Below are 26,361 nucleotides of genomic sequence, written 5' to 3'. Positions count from 1 at the left end.
GCTCTGCGTCCGCTTGTGACGCAGAGCGTCACTAGATGCATTCCCACGCGGAGCGTGGGAACGATCAACAACACGCTCTGGTTTACAAGCTGAGATTGCGGTTCGAGGCCTTGAGGAATTCCTGCTTCAACTCGGCAAACGTGTGCACCGCCGGGAATTGCGGGAATTCACGGATCACGTTCTCAGGCGCATGGAACAGAATCCCTGCATCGGCTTCGCCCAGCATCGTGGTGTCGTTGTAGGAATCCCCCGCCGCAATCACCCGGTAGTACAGGCTCTTGAAAGCCAGGACCGACTGGCGCTTGGGATCTTTCTGACGCAACTGGTAGCCGGTCACCCGCCCGCTGTCATCGGTAATCAAGCGATGGCAGAGCAATGTCGGGAAGCCCAACTGGCGCATCAACGGCTGGGAAAACTCATAGAACGTGTCGGACAGAATCACCACCTGGAAGCGCTCGCGCAGCCAGTCGACGAACTCGATGGCGCCGTCCAGCGGCTGGAGGGTGGCAATGACTTCCTGGATGTCGGAAAGCTTGAGGCCGTGTTCATCGAGGATGCGCAACCGTTGCTTCATCAGCACGTCGTAGTCGGGAATGTCCCGAGTGGTTGCCCTGAGGGAGTCAATCCCGGTTTTTTCAGCGAAGGCGATCCAGATCTCCGGGACCAGCACACCTTCCAGGTCGAGACAGGCAATTTCCACAAGACACTCCCATTTTTTCTGATGTTTATCGATTGAGCGAACAAAAGGCCTGCCGACTCTAGCCATTCGTCGAAGCCTGCGCAACGCACAGGAGCGCGCCAGCCCCGACAGCTTTTGTTACCATCAGCCCCATATAGAGCGCCCAGCGCCACCGACCTGTAGGAAACCGCCCTGATGAGCCCATCGTTCGACGTCGTGGAACTCGCCACGACCTATGCCAACAAGTCCCCCCAGGACATCCTCAAGCTGGCCTTCGCCGAGTTCGGCGACGACCTGTGGATATCGTTCAGTGGCGCCGAAGACGTGGTGCTGGTGGACATGGCCTGGAAACTGAACAAGAACGTCAAGGTGTTCAGCCTCGACACCGGTCGCCTGCACCCGGAAACTTATCGTTTCATCGATCAGGTGCGCGAGCACTACAAGATCGACATCGAGCTGGTTTCGCCGGACTACACGAAACTTGAACCCTTCGTGAAGGAAAAAGGCCTGTTCAGCTTCTACAAGGACGGTCACGGCGAGTGCTGCGGCATCCGCAAGATCGAGCCCCTGCGACGTAAACTGACCGATGTCCGCGCCTGGGCCACCGGCCAGCGCCGTGACCAGAGCCCCGGCACCCGCAGCCAGGTGGCGGTGTTGGAAATCGACACGGCGTTTTCCACCCCGGAGCGCACCCTGTACAAGTTCAACCCCCTGTCGCAGATGACCAGCGAAGAAGTCTGGGGCTACATCCGCATGCTCGAGCTGCCTTACAACAGCCTGCATGAACGCGGCTTCATCAGCATCGGCTGCGAACCCTGCACCCGCCCGGTGCTGCCAAACCAGCACGAGCGCGAAGGCCGTTGGTGGTGGGAAGAAGCCACGCAGAAAGAATGCGGGCTGCACGCCGGGAATATCATCAGCAAATCCAAGGCTTGAAAAAACCGCAGCACCGCGGAAGCCTGGGGCCGCTTTATTTTGCATCGAAAAGGACAGCTCATGCGAATTCTCGTGGTCAACGTCAACACCACCGAATCCATCACCCAGGCCATCGCCCGCCAGGCCCGGGCCGTGGCCGCGCCGGGCACCGAAATCGTCGGGCTCACGCCGCATTTCGGTGCCGATTCCATCGAGGGCAATTTTGAAAGTTACCTGGCGGCCATTGCGGTGATGGACCGGGTGATGTCCTACGACGAGCCGTTCGACGCGGTGATCCAGGCCGGCTACGGCGAGCATGGCCGCGAAGGTCTGCAAGAACTGCTGAACGTGCCCGTGGTGGACATCACCGATGCCGGCGCCAGTACCGCCATGTTCCTCGGTCACGCTTATTCGGTGGTCACCACCCTGGACCGCACCGTGCCGCTGATCGAAGACCGGCTCAAGCTGTCCGGCCTGTTCGACCGCTGCGCCTCGGTACGGGCCAGTGGTTTGGCGGTGCTGGAGCTTGAGCAGGACCCGCAACGGGCGATTGATGCCATCGTGCAACAGGCGGAACTGGCAGTGAGCCAGGACAAGGCCGAAGTGATCTGCCTGGGCTGCGGCGGCATGGCCGGGCTCGACGAGCAGATCCGCCAGCGCACCGGCGTGCCGGTGGTCGATGGCGTGACGGCGGCGGTGACCATTGCTGAATCGCTGGTGCGGCTGGGGTTGTCGACGTCGAAAGTGCGCACCTACGCGACGCCTCGGCCCAAGACCATCATTGGCTGGCCGGGGCGGTTTGGGCGGTGAGTTCACAGGCTTGGACCGAAGTGTCCCGAGTCGGTCTGGTGCCCCGCTCAAACCGCACTAAACCGCCGCGCCAACCCCTGCTCGGCAAACTGCTCGATGATGAAATCCACGAACGCCCGGGTCTTGCCTGGCAACAGCTTGTGTTCGGCGTAGTAGATGGAGATGTTGCCGTCGTCGACGTACCAGTCCGGCAGCACCCGCTGCAGTGCCCCGCTTTCCAGGAAGGGAACGGCGATCGGCATGCTCACCAGGCCGATGCCAAGCCCTTGGGTGGCCGCCGCGCAATCGGCTTCCGAATCGCTCATGGTCATGCGCGTCTTGAGCGTCAGCGGGCTGTGTTCCCGATTACGGCTGGTCAGTTGCCAGGAACGCACGCGCCCGGTTTGTGGTGAACGAATCAGGATGCCTTGATGCTGTGACAAATCTTCCGGTTCTGTCACCGCGGCATGGGTTTGCAGGTAGTCGGTTGACGCAACCAGCACCCGATGAGCCACCGTCAACTTGCGCGCCACCACGCCCTGGGGCAGCTCGAAACCACCGCCGATGGCGGCATCGAACCCCTGGCCGATCAGGTCTACCTGGCGGTTATCGAAATGCCAGTCCGGGTTGATCGCCGGATAACGTCGCAGAAATTCCCCCAGCAGCGGCACGACATACAATCGACCGAACGCCGTGCCCATGCTCACCTTCAGCGTTCCCGTCGGTTGCCCACCGGCGCTGGCCAGGTTGGCGACGGCGTTCTGGATGGTGTTGAAGCTGCTGCCGACTTCCCTCAGAAACAACTGGCCGGCTTCGGTCAGCCTCAAGCTGCGGGTGCTGCGCTGAAACAGGCGTACACCCATTCGCGCTTCCAGTTTGGCGACGCTTTTACCCACCGCGGCCGGGGTTACGCTCAGACGTCGCGCCGCCTCGGCAAAGCTGCCGACTTCGGCGCTGCGCACGAAGCATTCGATACTGTTGAAGGTCTCCATGAGCCTCACTCTAAACTTTTAGTTTAGACAGACTATAGCAATGACGGTCTACACAGCCCACGGCACCTTCTTGATACTCGCTCCATCACCGCGGCACCTCGCCCCGGCACTTTTTGGAGAACATCATGAATACCCAAGCACTGAACGGTAAAGTCGCCTTGATCCAGGGCGGTTCTCGCGGCATCGGCGCCGCCATCGTCAAACGCCTTGCCGCGGAAGGCGCCGCCGTGGCCTTCACCTACGTCAGCTCTGGCGCAAAATCAGAAGAACTGCAGAACGCCATCACCGCAGCGGGCGGCAAGGCCTTGGCAATCAAGGCGGACAGCGCCGACGCCGACGCCGTTCGTAACGCCGTCGCCGCCACCGTCGAAGCTTTTGGACGGCTGGATATCCTGGTCAATAACGCGGGTGTGCTGGCCATGGGGCCGCTGGATGAATTCAAACTCGAAGATTTCGACCAGACCCTGGCCGTCAACGTGCGCAGTGTGTTCGTCGCCACCCAGGCGGCAGCGCGGCACATGGGCGAAGGTGGCCGTGTCATCAATATCGGCAGCACCAACGCCGACCGCATGCCCTTCGCTGGCGGCGGGCCTTACGCCATGAGCAAAGCCGCGCTGGTGGGCCTGACCAAAGGCCTGGCCCGTGACCTCGGCCCACGCGGCATCACCGTCAACAACGTGCAGCCCGGCCCGGTGGACACTGACATGAACCCGGCCGACAGCGACTTCGCCTCCAGCCTGCTGTCGCTGATGGCTGTCGGGCGCTACGGCAACGTCGATGAAATCGCCAGCTTCGTCGCCTACCTGGCAGGGCCGGAAGCCGGTTATATCACCGGTGCCAGCCTGACCATCGACGGTGGTTTCGGCGCCTGATCCAGGCATAAAAAAAAGCCGGTCATGGCTTTAACCATGACCGGCATTTTGCTGTGTAGCGCGCCGGTGTCAGGCCCACTCTAACTCCGGCAAACCGCAAAGGCTCGGCTGGAACATTTTCAAGGAGCGGATGATCCCATCGGCGTGGGCGTATTTTTCATCCGCCATGGCCGAATCCGGAATGGCGATGGCGGTCATGCCGGCGGCTTTCGCGGCGGTTACGCCGAACGGCGAATCCTCGAACACCAGGCAATCGCGCGGATCGACACCCAGGCGCCGGGCAGCGGTGAGGAAGATATCCGGCGCGGGTTTCGCCGCGCCGACCTCGGGGTCGTCCGCCGTCACGATGAAGTCGAACAGCGCGAACCAGTCCCGGTGCAAGGTGGTTTTCAGTGCGAACGTAGGGCTCGACGAACTGGTGCCCACCGCAATCGGAACGTTGTGGGCTTTCAAATGCCGCACCAGCTCCTCCGCACCGGGCATCCCCAGGGCGTGAGGAAAGCGCTCGCGCATCAAGGGCTCGCGGATGACCAGGAACTCTTCGGGGGTGATCGGCAACTCCAGCGCCTGGACGACGTAATTGGCCAAGTCCGTGGCCCCACGCCCGATGATGTTCTGCTTGACGCTCCAATCGAACGTGCGCCCGTAGCGCTCGGCGATGATGGACGTGACCTCGGTGTAGATCCCCTCGGTGTCCAGCAACAGCCCATCCATGTCGAAAATCACAGCTTTGATCGGGCCAAACTCTTTCAGCGGTGTATTCATCGCATCTGATCCGTTATCAACACAACATTCCAGGGATGGCTCAGGTGCGGCCAGGGCAGCGTGTTCGCCTTAAAGGATTCAGCAGGATAACGAAGGGGGCTTGGAACCGGCAATGGGAAATCCATGGATGGGGTCGTGGCGAGGGAGCTTGCTCCCGCTCGGGTGCGCAGCAACCGTAGGATCGTGGGGGCTGCTTCGCAACCCAGCGGGAGCAAGCTCCCTCGCCACAGAAAGCGGATGGGTGTGAAGGGATGGTTATTGTCCCGAGCTGCCGGAGCCGCCCGACCCCGAGCTGCTGCCGCCCGAGCTGCCACCGCTGTCGCTGGTACCGGTTCCTCCGTTGGTCCCACCGCCGGCGTCGGCACCGCCCATCGTGCTGCCTCCACTCATCGAACCGCTACCCGTACCGGGGCTGGTGCTGCTGCCGTTGGCATCGCCGCCGTTCCCGCCGCTCACGGAGCCCGGGGGCAAGGCGTTACCGTTGGCACCGGAATTGGAGCCGGCCTCCATTTCTGAGGAAGGTGGCATCCCGCCCTTGTCCACGGGGGGCGTGCCGCCCGAAGATTCTGCCAAGGCAGCCAGTGAACTGAGCGAAAGAATCCCGGCGAGTGTCAGCGCTGTCATGTTGGACTTCATCATGGTGAGTCTCCTTTTCAAGATCCTTACCTGATGTGTGGCACGCGTGGCAGGACGATGGTGCCACTGAATCGACAGACGGGCCCGCGATCAGCTCGGCTTGCCGGAGGCATCGTCACCGGCGATGTCCGGGTCATCCGGGGTCGCTTCGACATCCTCATCGTCGCTGGGTACCTGCTCGACGCCCGCATCGTCATCGGGCGGACGTTGGTCGCGACTCAGGGAGTTGGTGGGCGAAGGCAGCGGGTATTCCGGGGTTTCATCCTCCTCGATCAAGGGAACCTGAGCGTCATCCATCAGGGACCCGGGGTCTTCATTGCCCGGGTCATTGACGACAGGCGTGCCCGAGGAGTCTTGTTCTTCCTGGCCTTGCGTTTGCGGCGTCATGGTACACCTCGCAATTGTTGATGGATGTATGTGTTCGAAGCGGGGGGATGGCAATCGTTCCGGAGATTTTGATTTGCCGTTTTTTTGGGGGGGCAGGTTGGAGTGTATATCCGTTTTTGTGGTAACGGCCGCTTATGGTTCCGCCGTTACGGCGGCTCGCTGGAAAGTGTCAACCATGTCCCCGCACACCCGTCAACCATGTGTCCGGTCCGTACACTTTCAACCAAAAGAAGCCCAAAAAAAGGCGCTTCCCATTTCTGAAAGAAGCGCCGTTTTTTCCAGATGAACAGCGTCACGGCACAAGGCCACGTCTCTTCATCCAAGCATCCGCTTAACGATGCTTTTTCTTGTGCTTGTACTTGCCACTGGAATGACGGTCGTTGTCATTGGACAGGTTGCTACCCAACGCGCCGCCCGCCGCGCCGCCGATGCCTGCGCCGATGGTGGAGCCGGTGGAGCCGCCCAGGCGGTTACCGACAACCGAACCACCGGCCGACCCCAAGCCACCGCCAATGGCCGCTTCGGTGCGGCTGCCCTTGCGAGCGCCCACCGCACTGCCGGCTGCGCCGCCAACGCCCGCGCCAATCGCGGCGCCGGTGCTGCCGCCCATCTGCTGGCCGACCACGTTGCCCAATACACCGCCCAGACCACCGCCGACCGCGGCGGTACCGTCGCCGGCAGCCATCGCGCCCTGGGCAACCACCAACCCCAGTACCAAGGTGGACAAAGTCAAACGCATGATAGAAACCTCAAAAATGCCGCATCGGGGAGAAATGGCCGGTGCGCGCGGGCGCGAGTTTACGCCAGACAGCGTCAGCCATGACGGTTGGACAACGAAACGGCGGTTTATTTTATGACAGGCAAAAAAAAGCCCGCTGGGGAAACGGGCAGGTACTGCTTTCTAACGGATGAGCTGAGAGTACGTACTTGCTTGTGAAAGAAACGTGAAAGAAATCGCCCGTTGAGAAAAGATGAAAAATATCTGCGTAGTGACCCCAGAAGCGGAACGCGGAGCGTCCCTGGCGACGTTCCCACCCAGGAGGGTAAAAACTGTCAAAAAAAAGGGCTGCTATGCAGCCCGGCGGGAGCAAGCTCCCCTACCATGATCCACCGTCACTTTCTGACCGGGACCCTGGGCAAGAACTTGGCCTTCTCCCCTCGCTGCACTTTGGCCACCTTTGTCCTGATGGACTTGATCGGCTCGTCACCGAAGTCTGCATGATAGGCCGACTGGCCACACTGCAACCCTTCATTGATCGGATACGCGGCAGTGTTCTCCTCGCTGTACGGTGCTCCCATTGCCTTTCCCCTTTCATCGAGGCCCATACCGGCAACAACCGATTGCCTGAAAATATCGACCTTCACGACAATGAGACTAGTCGGTCATCAACAGACTGTTGATTCAACAAAGCCCTTGGCCGACGAATGGAACTCACTGTTTCAATAAGGAAACACTCATTCAGCCCCCAGTATCGTCCTGTTTAAAACCCGGGAAACCTGATCGGCCGAATAGGGTTTGGACAAGAATTCAAAGCCCTCATGGCCGCTGTGGGCCAACTCTTCGCTGTAACCAGAAGTCAGCACCACCGGCAAATCCGGGCGCCGCTGGCGCAGTTCCCTGGCCAGGGCAATGCCGCTGATCCCCGGCATCATTACGTCAGAAAATATCGCGTCGAATGCCATCGCATCCGGGCCGACCATTTCCAGCGCTTCTTCGGCGTTGGTCGCCCAGGCGGTCTCGTAGCCCAGGTCCTGAAGGATCTGGTTGGCAAAACGCCCCACCTCCAGGTTGTCTTCCACGATCAACACCCGACGCTTGCCCTTTTCCGGCAGCAGATGCGTGTGTTCTTCCCGGACAGGCTCATGGCTTTTTTCGGGCGCTACTTCCGGCAGGTACAAGGTGAACACCGTGCCCTCACCCACCACGGTCGAGACATCGACGTTGCCACCGGATTGCTTGGCAAAGCCAAACACCTGGGACAAGCCCAGCCCCGTGCCCTTGCCCACCTCCTTGGTAGTGAAGAAGGGTTCGAAGATGTGCTCGAGCACTGGCGAGTCAATACCGGTACCCGTGTCCGCCAGGGCAATGGCAGCAAAGGATTGCCCGGCCCCGGCATGACCACGGATCGGCGGCATGCCACCGCCGCAACTAAGCCTAAGCCACAACGTGCCCTGGCCATTCATGGCATCCCGGGCATTGAGGGCTATGTTGATCAGCGCGGTCTCGAACTGGCTCAGATCCGCCCGGATGTAACAGGGCCGATCGCACAACTCGACGTGGACCTGGATCCGCGCCCCGGTGACGGTTTGCAGCATGTCCCCCAGGCTCTGCACTTGCTTGCCCACATCGATGACTTGCGGCTTCAACGGCTGGCGCCGGGCAAACGCGAGCAACTGGCTGGTCAACTTGGAGGCGCGCTCCACGGTTTCGGATACCGCCGTCATGTAGCGTTGCCGACGCTCCTCGGACAGGCTGGGCTTGCGCAGGAAGTCGACCGACGAGCGAATGATGGTCAGCAGGTTGTTGAAGTCATGGGCCACGCCGCCGGTGAGCTGGCCGATGGCTTCAAGTTTTTGCGATTGGCGCAGCGCCGCTTCGGTCTGTTTCAAGCGCGTGGTGCGCTCCTCGACCCGTTCTTCCAGCGTCGCGTTCAATTCGGCCAGGGCCGCCAGGCCTTCACGCACGGCAGCGTCGGCACGGGCGCGCTCGATGTGGGCCCAGGATCGCTCGGTGACTTCCATCAGCAGCGCCAGGTCGTTGGATGACCAGACCCGCGGCGTTTTATCGTGGATCGCCATCAACGCGGTCAATCGGCCGCCCTTGATCAACGGCACGCAGATGGTGGCCGCGATGCCAATGGCCTGGAACGTCGCTGCTTCCTCCGGCGCCAGTTCCTTGAGGTTATCGTTGATCACCAGCGGCTTGCCGGCCCGCAGGTTAGTGACCGCCAGTCGGCCAAAATCAGCCAGTCGATAATGCCCAAGGATATGGGGCGACCCCACCCTGGCCCAATCACCACGAATGGTGAAGCCGTCTTCGTCCTCATCCATGTCTGCGTAAGCACAATTGGACAGGTTCAGGTGCGCCGCCAGGATCCGTGTGGTGGCTGCCATGATGCTCTGCGGGTCGGTGGCATTCGCCACGGCATTGCCGATGGCATCGAGCACCGCCAGCCGCTGGGTCATGAACACCGTGGAAGTGGTCTCGGTAACCGTATCCAGCATGCCCACGACCTTGCCGAACTGGTCACGGATGGGGCTGTAGCAGAACGTGAAATAAGCCTGCTCGGGACCGCCGCCGCGCTCGATGACCAGGGGGAAGTTCTCTATAAAGGTCGCTTGCCCATCGAAGGCCGCGCGCACGATCGGCCCGATATCGCTCCAGACCTCCCGCCACACCTCATCGAACCGCCGCCCCAGCGCCTCGGGCTTGCTGCCAAGGATCGGCAGGAACGCGTCGTTGTACAACGTGATCAGGTCCGGCCCCCACACGATGGCCTGGGGAAAATGCGAGGCAAGGCTCAGGGCCACGGTGGTCTTCAGCACATCAGGCCACTGCGAAGGCGGCCCGAGCGGCGTGTCCCCCCAGGGATGGCGCCGAACCCGTTCAGCCATTTCTCCAGAGCTCTGAAGCCAATCTGTCATTGCGTTCGATCCTTCTGAGACGCCAATACCAACGAGGGGGAAACGCTTATGACCCCAAGCAGGGCCGTATTATCCCGCGCCGGATGGGAATGCGCGATTGGATTGTGGGAGGCGTCGGGGGGCAAATGGGGGGTAATGGGCAGATACGGGCGGTGAGGCTACAGAAATATCCTACATATCGTTGGGATTTAGCCCGATGTAAGTGAGGGGCTTGCTCAGTTGTAAGACATATAGCTCAGATACTTACGGCTGTGGCAACGTCCTACACATGATTGGGAATCCCCTTCGCTATCAATCCCTTGCGTATTTTTTGCGGCGGTGACTATAGTCTTCGCGTCGCCCAGATGGCGACCGGGTTTGGCGACTCGATTGACACAATTGCAACGGTGTTTTCTGCTGTGGCAGAAGCACACTCGTGCTCACAGAAACTGCTTTATGGCAGCTGTGCGCGGGAGACCTTCGGGTCTGCCGGCTCCTTGTGTCTCCGGTTCGCCAACCTGCGTACAGCTGCCACCCTTTGTTTGGCGACAAAGTGTGGCAGTTCATTCATGACACAAGGAATTGATATGAACCGATATATGGGCCTTACCAGCAACGCCGACGATCAACCCCTCTACGTCGATACCACCGCCCCGCTACACATCCTGCTCGACTCAGCCGCCTATCGAATCCGTGCCGCCACCCAATTCCTGGAGAATCTGGCGATGCGTGATGAATTGACCATCGATCCCGCAACCCTTCAGGACCTCGCACAACTGTGCTGCATCCCACTGCGTGATGGGTGCGACGTGATGGATGTGATTGCCCGAAGATTGGATGCGGCACCGGCAGGTTCCCCCCTATAAGCCTGCCCGCCGACAACCTGTGGCGAGGGAGCTTGCTCCCGCTGGGCTGCGCAGCGGCCCCAAAGACTTTGGCGCGGCGAACCAGGCAAATCACACCAGCCGGTTTCAGGACTGCTGCGCAGTCCAGCGGGAGCAAGCTCCCTCGCCACGGGGTTTTGTACGGCGTGATTGATGGTGGGCTATTCGGATTGGTCAGCGTCGGGCAGACCTCTTCATTGGCAACGCGGACTTTTTAATGCTAAACCTCATGACACCGCCAGCACCAAAGCTGTGAACACACAACTGTGGCGAGGGAGCTTGCTCCCGCTGGGCTGCGCAGCAGCCCCAAAGACTTTGGCGCAGCGAACCAGGCAAATCGCATCCGCCGGTTTCAGGACTGCTGCGCAGTCCAGCGGGAGCAAGCTCCCTCGCCACGGGGTTGTGTACGGCGTGATTGATGGTGCGCTATTCGGATTGGTCAGCGTCGGGCAGACCTCTTCATTGGCAACGCGGACTTTTTAATGCTGAACCTCATGACACCGCCAACACCAAAGCTGTGAACACACAACTGTGGCGAGGGAGCTTGCTCCCGCTGGGCTGCGCAGCGGCCCCTTTTGTAAGCGCTGCGCACTCAAGCGGGAGCAAGCTCCCTCGCCACCGGTGCATCGTCGACCTGAACTACTCGACAATCCCGTTATAAACAACAGTCGCAGCGCCTTCCTTCTTGACCATGAGCTTGTTCCCTTCCGCCATGGCCTCGACCAACTCAGAACACCCGTCCACTTCACGCTTGCCATCAACGCGCTCGGCCTGGGTGTCGAAACTGAATACATAGGTCGACGCCGGGCAAGCATTGCCACCCTCCCCCGTGGAAACCACCAGAACATACTTGTTCGGACCAAACGTATAAGCCTTTTCAATCGTCACATAACCGGTGTACTCGGCCTGCTCGACGATGGATTCCATGACGTTCATCACACCCGCTCGCGATTGGTAATTCAGCGCAGTTGCCATCGCCTCAGTCTGCGTCGTGAAAGGTCCGGCACGCTCGGTATTGACGGGCAGCGGTTGATAGGCAACACCCGGAGGCGCGGGTGGTGCGGCTTGAGTCTTGGCGGTGGTTTTTGCAACAGGGCTTCGCTGGAGCTGAGGGCTGTCGCATTGGCCGTTTTTGCAGATGAAATCGCCCTGACAATCGATATCTTCCGAACACTGGTTCGTTTCTTCGAAGGTGCTCTGGTCGGCGTTGGCGTAGCCGATGACGGCCAGTGTCAGGAGGGTGCAGGCGAACAAACGCTTCATCAGTGAAGTCCTTTTCTTGGATGGTGGCTGGATGATAACTGCAAACCTACCGGGATTGTCTCTGGTCGCCGTCCTTTACCAATGTCGGGTGGTCCCACTTTGGTTTACAGACTAGCCTTCCAAATGCCCGCCCAAGGACGAACCATGGCTGACCACAAACAACTCCACCAAGACGGCTACGCCCTGCTCCGTCAAGCAATCCCGAACGAGTGGCTGGCCGACCTTCGTGCCGTGTTCGATGCAGGCGTGCGACCGTCGGACCAATGGCCAGTGCCCCGCGGCATGGACTGGCGCTATTCGATGCTGGACGATGATTCAAAGATTCAGGCCGTGTGTCGCCTACCCCAGCTACTGGCTGTGGCAGGTGAGTTGATCGGCGAGCGGTTCTTCCTCTCCCAAGTGGAAGGCCGCGAGCCCCTGGCGGGTAACGGTCACCAACAACTGCACCGCGACTTGTCAGCCCAACGGCCAGGCGACATCGTCATCGCCCTGGCTTTCTTCGACGATTACGGCCCCGAAAACGGCGCGACACGGATCGTCCCCGGCAGCCACCGCCCCGAGCCGGATGCCCCGCCCTTCGACTTCAATGACGAGTCAGGCGCCATACAGCTTTCAGGCTCTGCCGGTGACATCCTGGTGTTCGATGTCGATCTGGTGCATGCAGGCAGCCTGAACGTGATCGGTGCACGCCGTCGTTCCATTCTGATCAGCTATTTCTCGGAGTCGCTCTACGCGTCACACTTGGAAACCGTGGCGCTGCGCAATATTCGTATGGACACCAGCGACCGATTCGCACCGTCGGAGTTTGCTTTCGGGGACTAGTTTCTCGGGTTGATGAAAATCATGCGCAGCGGTTCGAATCTGAGCTTTAATGCCCGTGCTCATCGCCCCCCATTCGTCTAATCAAGGAAGAAACGACATTGAAAACAGCTTTCGGCGCCCTGTTGTTGGCCTGCCTGACAACAACCGCATTGGCTGGCGAGAACCCCATCGGTTTCCAATCTTCCACCCTGCCGGATCCGCACAATGGCCGCGCACTGGAGATGGTCGTCTGGTACCCCGGCGCAACGACCGAAACCGCGCAACTGATCGCCGATAACGCGGTATTTGTCGGCGCGTCTGCCGTGCGTAACGCGCCGCCAACGGCCGGCGAACATCCATTGGTGGTGCTCTCTCACGGATACAGGGGTAACTGGAGCAACCAGATCTGGCTGGCCAGTGCGTTGGCCCAGAAGGGTTACATCGTCGCCGCCGTCAACCACCCCGGCAGCACCACCCATGACCGCAGCCCCCAAGCGGCGGCGCAGTTATGGCTGCGGCCCGTTGATCTGCGTCGAGCCATCGATGCGGTCACGACCCAGCCTGAAAAATTTGGCCGGGTGGCCAATGGTCGAATTGCAGCCGTGGGCCATTCACTCGGAGGCTGGACGGCCCTGGAGATCGGCGGCGCTCGCTTCGACCCAGAGCGCTTCGCCCAAGACTGTAAAACCCACCCGCAGCTAGCCAGCTGCACCGTTTACGAACAGATGAACCCCGCCAGCACCGCTGAATCAAAGGCCGAACTGGCCGCCGCTTGGCGCGATAAACGCGTCACTGCGGTGGTGACATTGGACCTCGGCCTTTCACGGGGCCTGACCGATAAAAGCTTGGCCGCGCTGCCTGTCCCCGCTCTGGTGATCGCTGCCGGAGTACCGTCGCAAGAACTTCCCGCTGAGTTGGAATCTGCCAACCTGGCCAAGCGCCTGCCCCCAGCGTCTAGCCGTTACATCGAAATCAGCGATGCGAGCCATTTCAGCTTCATGTCGATGTGTAAACCCGGGGCGGAGGAAATGCTTGAGGAGGAAGTGCCGGGGGATGAGATCATTTGTCGGGATGGTGATGGCGGTCGTGCTCGGGAGGTGATTCAGCAGCAGGTCGCATCGCTGATAGCGGAGTTTCTGGCGCAATCACCTGCAGACAAAAAAGGCAGTTTGTAACCGATCACCTGCGCAGTGTTCGAACTATCCTTTACGCCTCCACCCCAAACGGAATTCGCCAAGATGTACCTGCGCTCAAGCGTATTGTGCCTGTGCCTTTTCAGCAGCCTGAGCCAGGCCGCTGTCAACTGTTCTGCCCTGGCGGAAAAGATCTCCGGAACGGTGCCTGAGTTTCATCCGTCAGTGCAAGGCAAGGTCATTGGTACCGGGCGCCTGTATTTCCACGAAGCGCCAGATGAAGCCTGTGCCAATAAGAAGATTTTCGTAATACCCGGCGACTCTCTCACCGTTTACTCCAGCCTTGAAGATGAATCGTGGCTGGAAGTGAACTTCATCGCCAAGAGCGGCGACGACTATACCGGTTGGGTAAAGGCTGATCGGGTCGAGATTGGCGCACCTTACGGAGCGCCACCGGAAGATGTCGAAGATGAACCGGCGGGTGATGCCCAATAAATACCTTTTTCATTTTTGAAGCGCAGGAGAAACGATGACGGGTTCGCCAGAAGAGAACGGTCTATTCACGGCCAGCACACACGGCGACCTAGACGCGGCTGATGTCACGGGTTTCGACGCCTGGGCTCGCGTCTGGGCGGAGCTTGGCGTCGTACGCGTGTCACGCGAGACATACGAAGAACCCATTCGACACTACTGCGAGCCGCACCGCGCCTACCATAACCTCCAGCATCTGAAGGAATGCCTTCAAGTGCGCCGATTCGTCAACGCGGCGTGCCAGGCCCCCGCCGAAATCGACCTCGCACTATGGTTCCATGATGCGATCTACGACCCCCTTCGCAGCGACAACGAACTGCGCAGTGCGCAATGGTTGGACCACGTGGCACGTGATAGTGGCCTGGGCGATGAAACGAGACACAGGCTTTACAACCTGATCATGGTGACGCGACACGACGGCGCCCCGGCATCGACAGACGAAGCGGTGTTGGTGGACACGGATCTGGCGATCCTTGGAGCGTCGTTCGAACGGTTCGAGGAATACGACCAACAAATTCGCCGCGAGTACCAATTTGTGCCCCTGCCGGTGTACCGCCAAAAACGGCGCCAGGTCCTTGAAGGCTTCCTGGCGCGCGAGCGCATCTATACGACTGCGGCGTACTTCGACGCATTCGAGCAGCAGGCACGCGCAAATCTTGCACGCGCCATCGAACGTCTCGACTGAGGACTGGATTCAAGCGGCGAAGGGATAACTTACTCCCCTGACTGCACGCTCTTCATGGCTTCGAGAAGCTGGCCCTCAAAGTACTCGCTCCCATCTCGTTCCTGCTCTTTTATGCGGCGCTTTGCTTCTATAAGCATCTACGAAGCATCTGCGTGACAGCGATGTCCTGATTCAAAAAAGTGGCAACCATCAGGTCGGTCAAATTTGCTAAGGGGTATCCCAGACCGCCCTGCAACGCTGCATCAGACCTGTAGGTGAATCCCCACATCACGGACCCAAAAAATTTGAGATTGTAAGATTCGAATTCATGGACCGACCTCTGAAGAAATCGAAGGGTGGGTCATTTCGCATGACCAGAAGATAGCTAAAAAACGAGATCGGATGACTACTTTTGGCCGATTGCGAGCCTTAGCGATAGGCAGCATACGGCCAAAAGCGGTCAGTGGATTTAGGGTGCTTGCACCTCTAGCTGTAGCTTTGTAGGATCCTGCGAGCGCACCGACAATGGCGGTTCACATGGACAGCACGTCAAGTTTGGAAATCGAGGGCGTTGATTTAAATTCCAGACTTCGATTACGCTGCGATCAGATATGGAGATTCTTCTACTTTGAATTATGGACAAGCTGTAGCAGTCGTCGAAGCCTTTCAAAATCTTGCACACAGAATTGACATTGAATTTCCAGAACGCCTCGCAGCACTCATGGGAATTGCGCATACCCCCCCTTCAAAGGCTGCACTGAGTAGCCTTGTAGATTTTCACTGGCTCGATGCCGAAGAAGCAGAACGAGAAATCAATGAGTGGCTTAACCCTGATGACCAGCAAGGTCGAACCTTTCTTCCCTTTGCGGCTACAGGCGGCGGTGAGCCTTACTGCCTGGTTCGATTGGAAAACGGGACTTCGGGGATTGCTCAGGTACTTCATTTTGCTCAGCCATCCCCACTTACCCATGCCGATATCTCGTCGTTCGTGACAAGGGAATACGTGCGCGTCGCTACGGACTTATCTTGGCTACCGCCTCAAATGGACTTCAGTATCGCACTGAAAAGTGAAGTGGCATTGATCGAAACGGCTTTGCTGCCCGCAGACTATGCGCTTCTTCAGGCCCTGTTTAGTCGACAGTGTGTCGCCATAAATTACCAGGCTGGCCCTCGAGGCATCTCGAAAATTGTCAAAGCCTTCATCTCTCAAGAAGAAGAGGAATCGTTAGCCGCCCGACTACGCCATCCGAACCCAACCGAGTTCGAAGCTCTTCGTGCTTGGATGCGGTGAATGTGTGTCCACTAGGAACCGAGCCGGCTAACACTCGCAACTTGCCAATATCCGCTTTGGGTTGTTGCTCGTCCCAATAGACAGCAATCGGCCATCAGCGGCCTTGGGCTGAAGTCGTAGACGACGGTGGTTGTCTCGCGGAGTACAGCCCCTACGATTGGCACCGGCAGAACAGCAAAAACCGGCGCCCCCCTTGCCCCCCTGCTACGTGTGTCCAACGGTGTGTGGTACTGAGCGAAGGCGGGGCGAAACGGCATATGCTGTTGGTACCGGTCTTGAAGCGCTAGGTCTCACAGTTGATCTGCCGCCTGACGGGCGAAGCCCCCGCAATTCTCTGCCGATCAGCATTTACCTGATCGAGCATCAGGACCCGCGACTGGCCTATTGCAAAGAGGCGGCGCAGATCACTTGCCTTGCGCTACTCAATCAAGTGAACCGAAGTTCCGGTGCTGGTGCACGTTCGTTGGCTGCGTGTTTCAGGCTCCAATCCTCAGTCATCACGTTTACCTGACCAACACTTTATCAATTTCCTCAGCCAGGGACCTGGGTATGGGCGTATCGGCGTACACCCGAGCCATCTCCATTGGATCGATCATTGGCGTGGTCACCCCGTCGAGGGAAAAACCGCCGACCACATAACGTGCGAAGGTCGGCGACGCCGGGTCTTCGTCGATCTGCCAATACCCGTCATACTGTGTCGCCAGGTACTCGCCGATGTAGTAACCGATACGAGTAATGAACCATACACGGTTGGCCTGGCTAATCACTGCACTTCGAAAACCGCTGTCCAATTGAGCCAAAAAACTCCAAGGAGTGTTCAAGACCTCGTGAGGTTGTTCAAACCCCAAGCTGCTGCAGAAATCATGGAGCACCGGCAGGCGCTCGGACGTGAATGCTGCGAAACCAGCCTTGCGACGCGCCAGCAATTGCTCGTCTACCCCTTCAAAATTATCCATGCAGCCCTCATCAACCAACTATGAATAAGCACATCAATTTTATTTTACTCCAGCCTCCTTGATTACTCTTGAGATGGCGAAGCTTCCAAAATATCCATCGTGGCTCATAACCTTTGAGCCACCCCGGTTTTTTTCAAATAATGACTGACCGCTTTTGTCCGAAAGCGGTCAGTCATGACCGGCTGCTTTCGATCCAAAAGGGGCCTACTGTTACACCCATAAAAGCGAAATTCACCCACCACTCAGCCTTCAAATCAACCGATCCACAACCCTCGCATTCCACAATTCCCGATACCGCTCCCGCCAGCCCGGGCTCCCCTTATCCAACCACTCCAACGTCGCCTCAATACTCTCAGGGCTGATCATGAAGTGATTGATATGCTCCTGGATCCGCTCTTCCGATAAATGCAGCGAATCCAGATAGCCATTGAAAGAATCCGCCAGCACCACGTACTCATCGCCCTGCTGGCGGCGCCCAGTCCAGGCAGGTAAGCCCGCCACCATCGCCGCCACGTCCTGGCGCCCTTCCCGCAGGTCCAGCAGCAAGATACTCGCGCCGCCGTCGCGACCGATCGGCAGCAATCCCGTTGCAGGGAAGCCGGGCTGCGCACGCAGTTGCTCCAGTTCGAAGGGGTTGGATTCATACTCTTTGTCCGGGTCCAGCCCGTACAGTGAAAAACTCAGTAGCTCCTCGTCGCCATTGGCCAGGGTCGCCAGCACATCGTATTCCACGTAGGCGCCGTTGCAGGTCTTGAGGAATTGGCGATAGTCGTCCGGCAAGCGGGCACCCAGGCGGGCTTCCAGTTGCGCGATGGCGCGGTCGGTGGCGCCTTCACGGGTATCTTCGAGGATGAGTCCGCGGTAGTCAGTCATTGTTGTCTCGAAAAGGTATTGGGACCCTAGAGGTCTTGAAACACACCGCGTCGCACAATCAGTCCGACGCATCGATAACAAGCGGCAAGTGCTGCGCTCACTCGCTGGCCAGATGTCTCTCGATCAGCCTCGCTGCCTCATCTGCGTGAGTAAAGCCCAGGTTGTGATCGGCGCCAGGGAAAACGTGCAGTTCAGCGCGGGGCAACAGTTGGGCAAGGTACTGGCCGACGCGAACGGGACTGATCGGATCAGCGTCGCCCCAGAGCAGCAGGACCGGCATGCGCAACTCGACCAAGCGGGATGTGAGGTCGGTGCGGTCGTCGAGAAACCAACTCGGCAGTGTCGAGTTGGCCGCCGCAAAATCCGGGCGCCAGTCGTATGCGCCCAGCGCCGACATGTCCACCCCGCCCGAGGTGACGGTCAGCACCAGGTGGGTGATCAGCTCAGGGCGTTCAAGTGCTGCGAGCACCGCGACGATACCGCCCATGGATTGCGCCACAAGCGCTGTGGGTTGGTCGATCTCGGCCAGCACACGCGCCACCAGGTCACTCATGCCGGTCACGCCAGGCATGGGCGGTGTGTCTCCAAAGCCGGGCCAGCCGATATGAACTGGCTGCGCCAGGTGGGCCAAGCGCTCAGCCACCGGATGCCAGAATTGGGTGTTGCCTGAGGCGCCGGGCAAGAAGATGAGTTTGGCGGGGGATGCGGTCACGGGTTCGTCCTTGAAAATGGGATTGAAAGAGTCAGCAGGAGGCCAAAGGGATACCAGCAGGTTCAATGACCGGCTCCAGCCTCACACCACACTCGCCCGATGCAGGCTGCTCATATGCCCAACGCCCGCCGCCTTCAAACGACTCACCAGATCCTCCCGCGCCGCTCGCCCTCCCGAACGCACGTATTCCAGCTCCGCCGCCGTAATCAATACCACCGGCACCAATCTGACCGGAGACAAGGGCATGTCATCCAGTTGGGTAGGAAAATCCGGTGCCGGGGCGCCGAGCAGAACGCCGGTGGAGTCGTCATCGGTCACGAAGAGCTTGGGCAGTTGATCGCTCATGTGATGGGATTGGCTCAGCCCGGGAAGCTCAAGGGATAGCGCCCCGTGCTGGTCGAGTTGATGGGTGATGCCGCCCGCGTCGGCCACCGTTTTGGCGACGTGCTCCAACAACTCGAATGCCCAGCTGCGTTTGAACGGATCGACCTCTCCCACGGGGCCATAGGCGTGCTCGGGGATATTCGCGGTTTCGACAAACAATTCCATCTCGAAACCGTTGCCCATTCCTTCCGTATCATCGAATGGATCGGACAGGCCTTCAGTGGCGAGGATGATCGCGTCGCCACGGCGCACCACGCGGTAGGCCTGGCGGGTCGAAGGCCAGTACGGGCCGCCGGAAAAGGTCGGGCTGATCAGGTAGGCAAGGACATCCCGCTCGACCGTGCCGACAGCGCTCCAATGACGATCCAGGCACGCTGCGCCAGCTTCCCGGACGGCCAGATTGGCGGCCTCAGCCTCGGTCAGGTCGCCAAGCTCATGGGGTTGCGGTGCAGGCTGGTCGTCTTGGGTTTCAGGGGCTTTCGATGAGCCGAAGAGCTTCTTGAAAAAATTCATGGGCGTTCCTTGCTGGTTTTTCGCTGAGCCTCATCTGTGTCAGCATTCGCTGATCCAAGGGCAGGCGTTGGGCGCATTGTGGCGTGTTGGCGTTGATATGAAAACGCGGGCAGGCACTTGCGGGCAGTTTCAACGAAAGGCGTGACAATCAGGCTATACACCGTCAGGTAACGCGCGTGGTCCTGTTCTCCGGTGCCGAAATGCAAGTGCTCGGGCTGCGAGCGGGTGACATAGAGCGTGCCGAACATCCAGTCCCACAGCGACAGGTTGACTCCGAAATTGCGATTGAAATGGCGCGGTGCATCGCTGTGGTGGATCTGGTGCTGGGCCGGACTGTTCAGCACATGTTCCAGCACCGGGCCAAAGGACAACCAGACATGGGTGTGACGCAAGTTGGCCGCCAGGCTATTGAAGATGAACACCAGGTACGTCACACCGAACAACGTGTAGCGGCTGATCTCACCACCACAGACATACCAGAAGCCGCCCGCGAAGAGGCCCATGCAGGCGGTGATGCCGAGCTTCTCGACGATCTTTTCCACAAAATGCACCCGACTGGCCGTAGCCGGCACCAGCACTGGCGCCGAGTGATGCACCTTGTGAAACGCCCAGAGCCAGCGCGAATGAAACGCCCGGTGCGCCCAGTAGTGGACGAAATCCTTCACCAGGAACACCCCCAGCCCATAGAGCAAGGCGAGCGAAAGGTTCTCCCCCAGACGCGGACGCGCGCCCCAGAGGTTGCTGAAAAAAGCCAGGTAATCCCCGGAGCGCAGGATGTACGGATCAACCAGATGAACAATGGGCAACACCAAGGCAATCTTGAGAATCGCCCGGACGAAGTAGTAGCGATAGTCCAGCAGTGCCGAACGGTGCAGATGCACCTGATTGCCGCCAATGAATTGCCAGAACGAACGGGCATCGGTCAGGCCGCGGTGTTTTCTGAAACGGAACAGGCCATAGGCGACACCGTAGGAGGCGCAGAGAAACAAGACCCCGAGGCGGCCGTTCAGGTTGAAAATGCCGAGGAACTGCTGGGTGACGGGTTCGATTACCCATGCGCCCAGGTGTTGATAGACAAGGGAAAACGCATCCACGAACGGCCGCTCTCTGTCGAAGGAACGGCATTGTAAATCAGTCGCGTTGGGATGGGCTTGGGTTTTCAGGCATTTTCTGGGAGACCGCTCAAAAGAACCCAGGGGCGGCCCGATCTAACACGACGCATATGGATGAGTGCGGTTCTACGATTATCTGGAGAAACTCGCTCTTCGACAGCAAAGGGCAAAAAGCCCAGCTTTGGATAAAGCAGCAAGCCCGCCGTATTTTCATTGAAACACGATACCTGCACCTCAGTGGCGTCATAGCGGTCGAACGCCAAGGCCGTCATCGTTTCCACAAGAAAACTGGCAACGCCTTTGCCTCGCGCCTCTTGGGCAACGATGACATTGCCGATACAGCAAACCCCATCTTTTTCGGCCCGATAGAAGTTCGCAAAACCAACGACACGGTTCCCAGCCTCGATGACCGTCGAATCGAATCGTTGGGCGATAGCCTCAGCCAACTGAGCCTCAGTCAGAGGGTATTGGGCTTTCGGGAACATATGGAACAGTTCCCGAGCGTCCTGCGCAAAGTTACAGAGGGTCTTGATGTCATCAGCCATCACTGGCCTGCTTTGCAATATCATTGGGCGTCCTTGATATCTATGTACTGGGTGCCTTGGCTCACCTGATTTTGCTCAAACATCTGTCGGGGCGCCAGGACCGGACCGATTCCAAAAGGATGAATATGACATTGACGGTCGAACGTTTGGTCAGGATAGCAATGGCCAATCCAATCAACGCGCAAATCACCTCGCGCTTACCCTCACTCGGTTTGAATCAATGCATGCTCACCGCTGGCTGCCTGTTCCAAGCCGTCTGGAATCATCAGTCACAACGGCCACCGGCTTGGGGCGTGAAGGATTACGACGTTTTTTACTTCGACCCTGATCTGTCTTGGGAAGCCGAGAACGAAGTCATCAACGCCGCCCAGCGTGTCTTCCAGGACCTCGACGTCAACATCGAGATCAAGAACCAGGCTCGCGTCCATCTTTGGTACGGTCGGCGGTTTGGCAAGCCTTATCCTCAACTTCAGTCGGCCAGGGATGGCATTGATCGTTACTTGGTTGCCGGTACGTGTATTGGACTGGATGTTGAGACCGGTGAGGTCTATGCGCCCTATGGCCTGGACGACGTCGAGCAAGGTGTTCTTCGTATCAATCCAAAGAACCCCCAGCCCGATTTGTTCGATGAGAAGGCGAAAAGTTATCAGGCTCGCTGGCCGTGGCTCAGGATTATGGAGAAATGATGCAAACCGCCATAATCCTGTGGCGAGGGAGCTTGCTCCCGCTGGGCGGCGAAGCCGCCCCCAAACGGTCTTCCAGACAAACGGCATCAACCAGTCTACGACGGCTACGCCGTCGAGCGGGAGCAAGCTCCCTCGCCACGGAACGTGTTGCAAATCCCTGCTCCAGGATTGAAACACCTACCGACTCAGCCCTGACTCATCATCCCCGAAAAACTCACTTCCACCGGCCCGATAAGAAAGACCGCGCCCACGCCGTCCCATTGAACCGTCACGCTTCCACCATCACATTCAACCTCAACGCGCGGGTCCAACAAACCACGACGAATCCCATTGACAACCGCGCCACACGAGCAAGATCCCGAACCCAGCGCAATACCCGCCCCGCGTTCCCAGATGCGCAAGCGAATATGCGTGCGATCAATGATCTGGACGAAATGAACGTTGGTCTTGAGTGGGAACAGCGCGTTGGTTTCAATGGCTGGGCCGATGGTCGCGATATCAACGGTTGCCAGATCATCGACAAAATAGGTGCAGTGCGGATTTCCCATGCTGCACGCGGCTGGAGCGCCGGCAAGTGGCAACACAGCGGTGTCCAGCTCTTGGGCCAAAGGAACGTCCGACCAGTGGAAAAGCGGCACACCCATGTCGACGGAAATGTCGCCGGTTGGGGTACGCTCGCACGTCAGCAGGCCTCGGTTAGTGCGCAGCGCTACCGAAGCAACATTTGCTTCGCGCATCAGCATAGCCGCCGCACCCCGCGTCGCACTGCCACAAACGTCCAGCGCGGAGCCATCCGCGTTCCAGAACATCACGCGGGCATCGGCATCGTCGCAATCGAGCAACACCGCGAGTTGGTTGAAGCCCACACCCCGGTTCCGATCCCCCATTCGCTGGGCCATGGCACTCGTCACCGGGTTGGCCGAATGTCGCGAATCGACGATAACGAAATCATCGCCATTGGCATGCATCTTTTGAAAGTTCAGCGGCATGCAAACGCCCTGCTGGAGATGGAAATCGAATTACCGTCAGGGTCTTTGGCGTTGGCGAAAGAGTAACCGTCCGCCCTGTGCGTAGCGCCAAACCTCAGGCCTTGGGCCAGGCACTTGGCCTTGAAACCCTCGACGTCCTGAAGATCAAAGACAAGCTTTACCGTGACTTGCCCTGTTTTAACGGCCTTACCTGCCGGGTGAACCATCAGGATCGCGCCACCGTTTGCAGGGCTCAATTCGGTGACGCGGTCATCGGTTTTTCGTTGACTGGTAAAACCGAAATGACGCTCATAAAAATCGCAGGTCGCTTGAACGTCCCGGACATACAACATGATTCGATTGAGTGACGGCTGCATGGGTTCTTCCTTGATCATTATTAGTGTTGTGCCTGCTCATATGCCTTAGTCATCACCTCCCAGGTCTTCGCGTCGGCAGGAATCAGATGTTCGATACGCAATGAGCTCATGGTGATGTCGAGCGGCATGCCGAAGGTTGTGAACGTTGACATGAACTTCAGCTCACCGTGGGGAGAGTCGACTCGCGTCAGCAACAGCGGAGGCAGCTCGTTAACCAGCGCCGCAGAGCTGTGTGGGGCCGGCAGACTCTTCAGAATCTCAGCCAACGCGGGATTACTCAAGGCTTCCCGAGACGCCCGTTGCCAGGCCACTAATCTTATTTCCTCGGCGTTACTCAAATGATCGCCCAAGCCACCGGGTTGCAGCAGTGTCACCAAGAGGTTGAGCCCATCAGGCGCATCCCTGGCAAGACCCACCAGATCGAACAGAACACCCGCGCTGGTGTTGGCTGCAAGGATGTCCCATTGGGGACCCAGAACAATCGCCGGAGCGGGGTTATTGGCGTGAAGTACATGATTAATGGCATCACGTACCACTTCCATTGACGACGACGTGAGCGGCGTCGTTTCGTAGCGAGGGGCATAACCACTGGCGATGAAGATGTCGTTGCATCGCTCCAAAGGTACATCCAGGGCAGTCAACAAGTTATGCAGAGTGCCAGGGCTTGGCTTGGCGCGCCCCGTCTCGATGCAACTAAGGTGACGCTGAGATAACCCTGTTATCAGTGCACAGTCCAACTGACTCAGCCCGGCCTGTTGGCGCAAGTGACGCAGTTGCGCACCGGCCGAGGTTGGTGGCGTTGTTCGAGAAAAAGGTCGACTGGTCATCCGTTGACTCTGGCATTGCGGGTGAGTGGCGTCCATGACCTCAGAGGTCATTGAAACCATGACGGTCAAATCACTAGCCTACCTCTATTGCCCCATGAACGAGTCCAAGGAGGTAAAGTGAAAAGACCCTACGTTGCACTTGTCGCGCTCCTGCTTTTTTCAATTTACACGGCGAGTACTGTGTTTCTCGCCGAGCAATCGCTCCTGGAATTCGGCGTCAGGCTCATGTCCAGCCCGGACACCGCGCAGGTAGTCATCGACCTTTATCTGCTCGCTAGCATGGCGTGCATCTGGATGTACCGGGACACACGTTCGAAAGGCAGGTCGCTCACCTCGTTGCTGCCTTACTTCCTGATCACGGCGATCTTCGTATCAATCGGTCCGCTGTTGTACATCGTCGTTAACGGATTTGGACGTCAATCGCCAGTTCAGCCTCCACCTAGCTGAGCACCAGAAAAGATGCACTGGCTCGAACCACGCGCTCCTCTCCAGCGCTGATATAGGTATTGGCAAACACCAATCGACTACCGGTTTTTTGAATATCTACGGCAGCCTCCAACCAATCGCCGATCTTAGCGGAGCCAGCGAAATCAGTAGTCATCGTGGTCGTCACGAGCTTAAGAGGCGGATCTTTCGAGAACGCAGCGCTGTAGCCCAGCGCGATATCAGCCAGCGCCATGAACAATCCTCCGTGAGCGATTCCACGCGCATTGGTGTGTTTCTCCTCCACCCGAATCCCAACGGTAAAACCTTCGGAGTTTTCCCGATAATAAAAGGGACCAAGTAAGTCAAGAAAAGGGCTGCTACGAAATAACGGCCTGAAACCCTGTGGAATATCCATTTCACATTCCTTTATCCGTTAACCCGACAGATAGATCCTGACGACGACCGTGTTGAATTGTCGTTTACAGGCGACTTGACCCATTTGACTCTGCTCAATTCGATCCCAACGCGGACTTTTTCTCAAGCCAATTCTCACGCGTTATTTCCCAGATATCCTTAAGCAACGACCCACAGACAAACTCCCCCTGCTGCGTCCCGATCAGGCGCATGCCTTCATGCTCCGAAACTTTGCGCGAAGCCTCGTTGCCCACCGCCTTGGGCACTTGCATGACGGGGCGTTCAAGGTTTTCAAACCAATAGGCATTGATCGCTTCACAGGCCTCGCGCATGTAGCCCTTTCCCTGCCATTGCGGCGCCAGCCAGAAACCACGGTTGTTGCCGGGCTGGTCGTACAGGCTGATGCTGCCGATGCTCTGTGTCGGTTCTTCGGCAATGCGGATCATCCAGTGCCACTCGCGCCCGGCTGCAATAGCCGGGAGCGCATGGTCGCGCACGTACGTCAGCGCGCCGTCATCCGGGTAAGGCCAGGGCACGCGGCTGTCCAGGTAACGGACCACTTCCCAATGGGGAAATAGCCGTTGGATCGCCGGTGCATCCGTCAGCTCAAGGGGTGTGAGGATGAGGCGGCGGGTTTGGAACGTGGGGATGGGGCTCATGATGAAACTCCTTTTTCAACGTTATGGCGTCCTTGGAAAACCCTCCATGCTAAAAGTTATCCGTCGCCCTGCAGAGTTTGCTGTCCTTCAAGAATGAACGGGGAAGTTGTGTCGTTGCCGCAGGCAGTTGCTTGAGCCTCACCTCACACTCATAACGCCCCGCAGCATCCAGCTGGTAATCCTCCCCTGCCTTAGGGACAAAGCTGAACATGTTGTAGCATTGAGCACCGATGTAATGAAAGGCAATGGGCTGCCCGGCAGGCACCAGCAGCTCAGTCATGACCGTGGAAGACGAGTGTTTGTCGTCATCCGGCATGCCCAGGCTTTCGCCGTTGCGATTGGCGTAGCCATCGCGGAACGCCACCATGACGCCCGCGCCCGGCAGGCGGAAGTCCACGCAATCGGACTTGGGTACAGCCCTGACCATGCCATCGCTGATCACCCGCAAGCGGGCGGTCTCACCACCATCAGGCGTTGAGTAGGGAGTGGAAAAAGAGCGGACGTCCGATAGCGCTCCGCAGCCGGTGAGCAGGGTCAGTAAGGTGAGGCTCCAGGTATATCGCAGGACGCGGGACGTAATGCGCGGGCAAATGTCAGTTCGGGAGTTGAGGGGGTGCGGCGATTGGCTCACGATGATGCTCCATGCGGGTCAGATATCCAGGGCCAACGACGGTCGAGAAGAA

32 protein-coding genes are annotated in these 26,361 nt (G+C 58.6%); 11 read left to right on the top strand and 21 right to left on the bottom strand.

The window, feature by feature from the left end; genetic code table 11:
• Positions 1–82: 82 nt before the first annotated feature.
• On the bottom strand, positions 83–700 hold the full coding sequence (gene thrH, locus BM300_RS09750) for a bifunctional phosphoserine phosphatase/homoserine phosphotransferase ThrH (RefSeq protein ID WP_092147396.1): 618 nt from the start codon (positions 698–700) through the stop codon (positions 83–85).
• Positions 701–874: 174 nt separating this feature from the next.
• Between thrH and BM300_RS09745 the strand changes: the two genes are divergently transcribed.
• Together BM300_RS09745 and BM300_RS09740 are read left to right on the top strand one after the other, a co-directional pair.
• Positions 875–1,615, top strand: a complete 741-nt coding sequence (locus BM300_RS09745; protein WP_072343910.1) for a phosphoadenylyl-sulfate reductase — start codon at positions 875–877, stop codon at positions 1,613–1,615.
• Between the two features lie 60 nt (positions 1,616–1,675).
• Positions 1,676–2,404, top strand: coding sequence for an aspartate/glutamate racemase family protein (locus BM300_RS09740; protein WP_092462689.1), 729 nt, complete (start codon positions 1,676–1,678; stop codon positions 2,402–2,404).
• Between the two features lie 47 nt (positions 2,405–2,451).
• Here BM300_RS09740 and BM300_RS09735 read toward each other — a convergent pair whose 3' ends face one another.
• Entirely contained in the window at positions 2,452–3,375 is a 924-nt protein-coding gene (locus tag BM300_RS09735; RefSeq protein WP_092147390.1) for a LysR family transcriptional regulator, read from the bottom strand.
• Between the two features lie 125 nt (positions 3,376–3,500).
• Between BM300_RS09735 and BM300_RS09730 the strand changes: the two genes are divergently transcribed.
• Positions 3,501–4,247, top strand: coding sequence for a 3-oxoacyl-ACP reductase family protein (locus BM300_RS09730; RefSeq protein WP_092462687.1), 747 nt, complete (start codon positions 3,501–3,503; stop codon positions 4,245–4,247).
• 69 nt (positions 4,248–4,316) lie between these two features.
• Here the strand turns inward: BM300_RS09730 and BM300_RS09725 are convergent, their stop codons facing one another.
• The 6 genes from BM300_RS09725 to BM300_RS09700 all read right to left on the bottom strand — a co-directional run bounded on the left by BM300_RS09725 (position 4,317) and on the right by BM300_RS09700 (position 9,680).
• A complete protein-coding gene (locus BM300_RS09725) occupies positions 4,317–5,012 on the bottom strand; it encodes an HAD-IA family hydrolase (protein WP_092147384.1) in 696 nt (231 codons plus the stop codon).
• A 255-nt stretch (positions 5,013–5,267) separates the two neighbouring features.
• Positions 5,268–5,651 (bottom strand): hypothetical protein, encoded by a 384-nt coding sequence (locus tag BM300_RS09720; protein WP_092147381.1) that lies wholly within the window; start codon positions 5,649–5,651, stop codon positions 5,268–5,270.
• Between the two features lie 87 nt (positions 5,652–5,738).
• On the bottom strand, positions 5,739–5,945 hold the full coding sequence (locus BM300_RS09715; protein WP_027911463.1) for a hypothetical protein: 207 nt from the start codon (positions 5,943–5,945) through the stop codon (positions 5,739–5,741).
• A 421-nt stretch (positions 5,946–6,366) separates the two neighbouring features.
• On the bottom strand, positions 6,367–6,774 hold the full coding sequence (locus tag BM300_RS09710) for a glycine zipper domain-containing protein (RefSeq protein ID WP_092462685.1): 408 nt from the start codon (positions 6,772–6,774) through the stop codon (positions 6,367–6,369).
• Positions 6,775–7,148: 374 nt separating this feature from the next.
• On the bottom strand, positions 7,149–7,400 hold the full coding sequence (locus BM300_RS09705) for a hypothetical protein (protein WP_256572267.1): 252 nt from the start codon (positions 7,398–7,400) through the stop codon (positions 7,149–7,151).
• 90 nt (positions 7,401–7,490) lie between these two features.
• Positions 7,491–9,680: a GAF domain-containing hybrid sensor histidine kinase/response regulator gene (locus BM300_RS09700; RefSeq protein WP_092147375.1), complete on the bottom strand. Its 2,190-nt coding sequence runs from the start codon at positions 9,678–9,680 to the stop codon at positions 7,491–7,493.
• Positions 9,681–10,246: 566 nt separating this feature from the next.
• On the opposite strand from BM300_RS09700, the gene BM300_RS09695 reads away from it, so the two are divergent.
• Positions 10,247–10,525: a short-chain dehydrogenase gene (locus BM300_RS09695; RefSeq protein WP_092348484.1), complete on the top strand. Its 279-nt coding sequence runs from the start codon at positions 10,247–10,249 to the stop codon at positions 10,523–10,525.
• Positions 10,526–11,182: 657 nt separating this feature from the next.
• Here the strand turns inward: BM300_RS09695 and BM300_RS09685 are convergent.
• Complete coding sequence (locus tag BM300_RS09685) at positions 11,183–11,806, bottom strand: hypothetical protein (protein WP_092348490.1); 624 nt, start codon at positions 11,804–11,806, stop codon at positions 11,183–11,185.
• Between the two features lie 144 nt (positions 11,807–11,950).
• On the opposite strand from BM300_RS09685, the gene BM300_RS09680 reads away from it, so the two are divergent.
• The 5 genes from BM300_RS09680 (at position 11,951) to BM300_RS09660 (ending at position 16,226) form a co-directional block, all read left to right on the top strand.
• Positions 11,951–12,628, top strand: a complete 678-nt coding sequence (locus BM300_RS09680) for a phytanoyl-CoA dioxygenase family protein (protein WP_092348493.1) — start codon at positions 11,951–11,953, stop codon at positions 12,626–12,628.
• Between the two features lie 98 nt (positions 12,629–12,726).
• Complete coding sequence (locus tag BM300_RS09675) at positions 12,727–13,782, top strand: alpha/beta hydrolase family protein (RefSeq protein ID WP_092225132.1); 1,056 nt, start codon at positions 12,727–12,729, stop codon at positions 13,780–13,782.
• Positions 13,783–13,845: 63 nt separating this feature from the next.
• Positions 13,846–14,235 (top strand): hypothetical protein, encoded by a 390-nt coding sequence (locus tag BM300_RS09670; RefSeq protein ID WP_092348496.1) that lies wholly within the window; start codon positions 13,846–13,848, stop codon positions 14,233–14,235.
• Positions 14,236–14,269: 34 nt separating this feature from the next.
• Positions 14,270–14,956: an HD domain-containing protein gene (locus BM300_RS09665; RefSeq protein ID WP_092348499.1), complete on the top strand. Its 687-nt coding sequence runs from the start codon at positions 14,270–14,272 to the stop codon at positions 14,954–14,956.
• A 607-nt stretch (positions 14,957–15,563) separates the two neighbouring features.
• Positions 15,564–16,226, top strand: a complete 663-nt coding sequence (locus BM300_RS09660) for a hypothetical protein (protein ID WP_092147357.1) — start codon at positions 15,564–15,566, stop codon at positions 16,224–16,226.
• 503 nt (positions 16,227–16,729) lie between these two features.
• Here the strand turns inward: BM300_RS09660 and BM300_RS09655 are convergent.
• The 6 genes from BM300_RS09655 to BM300_RS09630 form a co-directional block, all read right to left on the bottom strand.
• Positions 16,730–17,182 carry a hypothetical protein gene (locus tag BM300_RS09655; RefSeq protein ID WP_092147354.1) on the bottom strand — a complete coding sequence of 151 codons (453 nt, stop codon included), beginning with the start codon at positions 17,180–17,182 and terminating at the stop codon, positions 16,730–16,732.
• 249 nt (positions 17,183–17,431) lie between these two features.
• Positions 17,432–18,055 carry an SMI1/KNR4 family protein gene (locus BM300_RS09650; protein WP_092348502.1) on the bottom strand — a complete coding sequence of 208 codons (624 nt, stop codon included), beginning with the start codon at positions 18,053–18,055 and terminating at the stop codon, positions 17,432–17,434.
• A gap of 97 nt (positions 18,056–18,152) precedes the next feature.
• Positions 18,153–18,767: an alpha/beta fold hydrolase gene (locus tag BM300_RS09645; protein WP_092348561.1), complete on the bottom strand. Its 615-nt coding sequence runs from the start codon at positions 18,765–18,767 to the stop codon at positions 18,153–18,155.
• A gap of 81 nt (positions 18,768–18,848) precedes the next feature.
• A complete protein-coding gene (locus BM300_RS09640; protein ID WP_092462683.1) occupies positions 18,849–19,664 on the bottom strand; it encodes a suppressor of fused domain protein in 816 nt (271 codons plus the stop codon).
• Complete coding sequence (locus BM300_RS09635; protein WP_092462681.1) at positions 19,661–20,758, bottom strand: sterol desaturase family protein; 1,098 nt, start codon at positions 20,756–20,758, stop codon at positions 19,661–19,663. The genes BM300_RS09640 and BM300_RS09635 overlap by 4 nt, the downstream gene beginning before the upstream one ends.
• Before the next feature lie 65 nt (positions 20,759–20,823).
• Positions 20,824–21,345, bottom strand: a complete 522-nt coding sequence (locus BM300_RS09630) for a GNAT family N-acetyltransferase (RefSeq protein ID WP_092147342.1) — start codon at positions 21,343–21,345, stop codon at positions 20,824–20,826.
• A gap of 101 nt (positions 21,346–21,446) precedes the next feature.
• On the opposite strand from BM300_RS09630, the gene BM300_RS09625 reads away from it, so the two are divergent.
• Complete coding sequence (locus BM300_RS09625; protein ID WP_092225176.1) at positions 21,447–22,007, top strand: nucleotidyltransferase family protein; 561 nt, start codon at positions 21,447–21,449, stop codon at positions 22,005–22,007.
• A gap of 185 nt (positions 22,008–22,192) precedes the next feature.
• On the opposite strand, the gene dapF is transcribed toward BM300_RS09625, so the two are convergent.
• The 3 genes from dapF to BM300_RS09610 are packed head-to-tail and all read right to left on the bottom strand — an operon-like array spanning position 22,193 to position 24,179.
• Positions 22,193–22,996: a diaminopimelate epimerase gene (dapF, locus tag BM300_RS09620; protein WP_092147339.1), complete on the bottom strand. Its 804-nt coding sequence runs from the start codon at positions 22,994–22,996 to the stop codon at positions 22,193–22,195.
• Positions 22,987–23,352 carry a VOC family protein gene (locus BM300_RS09615; protein WP_092147336.1) on the bottom strand — a complete coding sequence of 122 codons (366 nt, stop codon included), beginning with the start codon at positions 23,350–23,352 and terminating at the stop codon, positions 22,987–22,989. Before BM300_RS09615 ends, dapF begins: the two co-directional genes overlap by 10 nt.
• Before the next feature lie 20 nt (positions 23,353–23,372).
• On the bottom strand, positions 23,373–24,179 hold the full coding sequence (locus BM300_RS09610) for a helix-turn-helix domain-containing protein (protein WP_092147476.1): 807 nt from the start codon (positions 24,177–24,179) through the stop codon (positions 23,373–23,375).
• Positions 24,180–24,296: 117 nt separating this feature from the next.
• Here BM300_RS09610 and BM300_RS09605 point away from each other — a divergent pair, with 117 nt between their 5' ends.
• Entirely contained in the window at positions 24,297–24,626 is a 330-nt protein-coding gene (locus BM300_RS09605; RefSeq protein WP_092147334.1) for a DUF2834 domain-containing protein, read from the top strand.
• On the opposite strand, the gene BM300_RS09600 is transcribed toward BM300_RS09605, so the two are convergent.
• The 3 genes from BM300_RS09600 to BM300_RS09590 form a co-directional block, all read right to left on the bottom strand.
• A complete protein-coding gene (locus BM300_RS09600) occupies positions 24,619–25,020 on the bottom strand; it encodes a PaaI family thioesterase (RefSeq protein WP_092147332.1) in 402 nt (133 codons plus the stop codon). The genes BM300_RS09605 and BM300_RS09600 overlap by 8 nt on opposite strands.
• Before the next feature lie 94 nt (positions 25,021–25,114).
• Positions 25,115–25,678, bottom strand: a complete 564-nt coding sequence (locus BM300_RS09595) for a GNAT family N-acetyltransferase (protein WP_092147329.1) — start codon at positions 25,676–25,678, stop codon at positions 25,115–25,117.
• 49 nt (positions 25,679–25,727) lie between these two features.
• Complete coding sequence (locus tag BM300_RS09590; protein ID WP_063324972.1) at positions 25,728–26,309, bottom strand: hypothetical protein; 582 nt, start codon at positions 26,307–26,309, stop codon at positions 25,728–25,730.
• Positions 26,310–26,361: the final 52 nt, after the last annotated feature.

Origin of the sequence: Pseudomonas sp. NFACC46-3 (assembly GCF_900114515.1) — a bacterium.
GTDB classification, from domain to species: domain Bacteria; phylum Pseudomonadota; class Gammaproteobacteria; order Pseudomonadales; family Pseudomonadaceae; genus Aquipseudomonas; species Aquipseudomonas fluorescens_Q.
The sequence above is the reverse complement of the archived record's forward strand: the minus strand, read 5'-3'. Positions and strand labels throughout refer to the sequence as shown.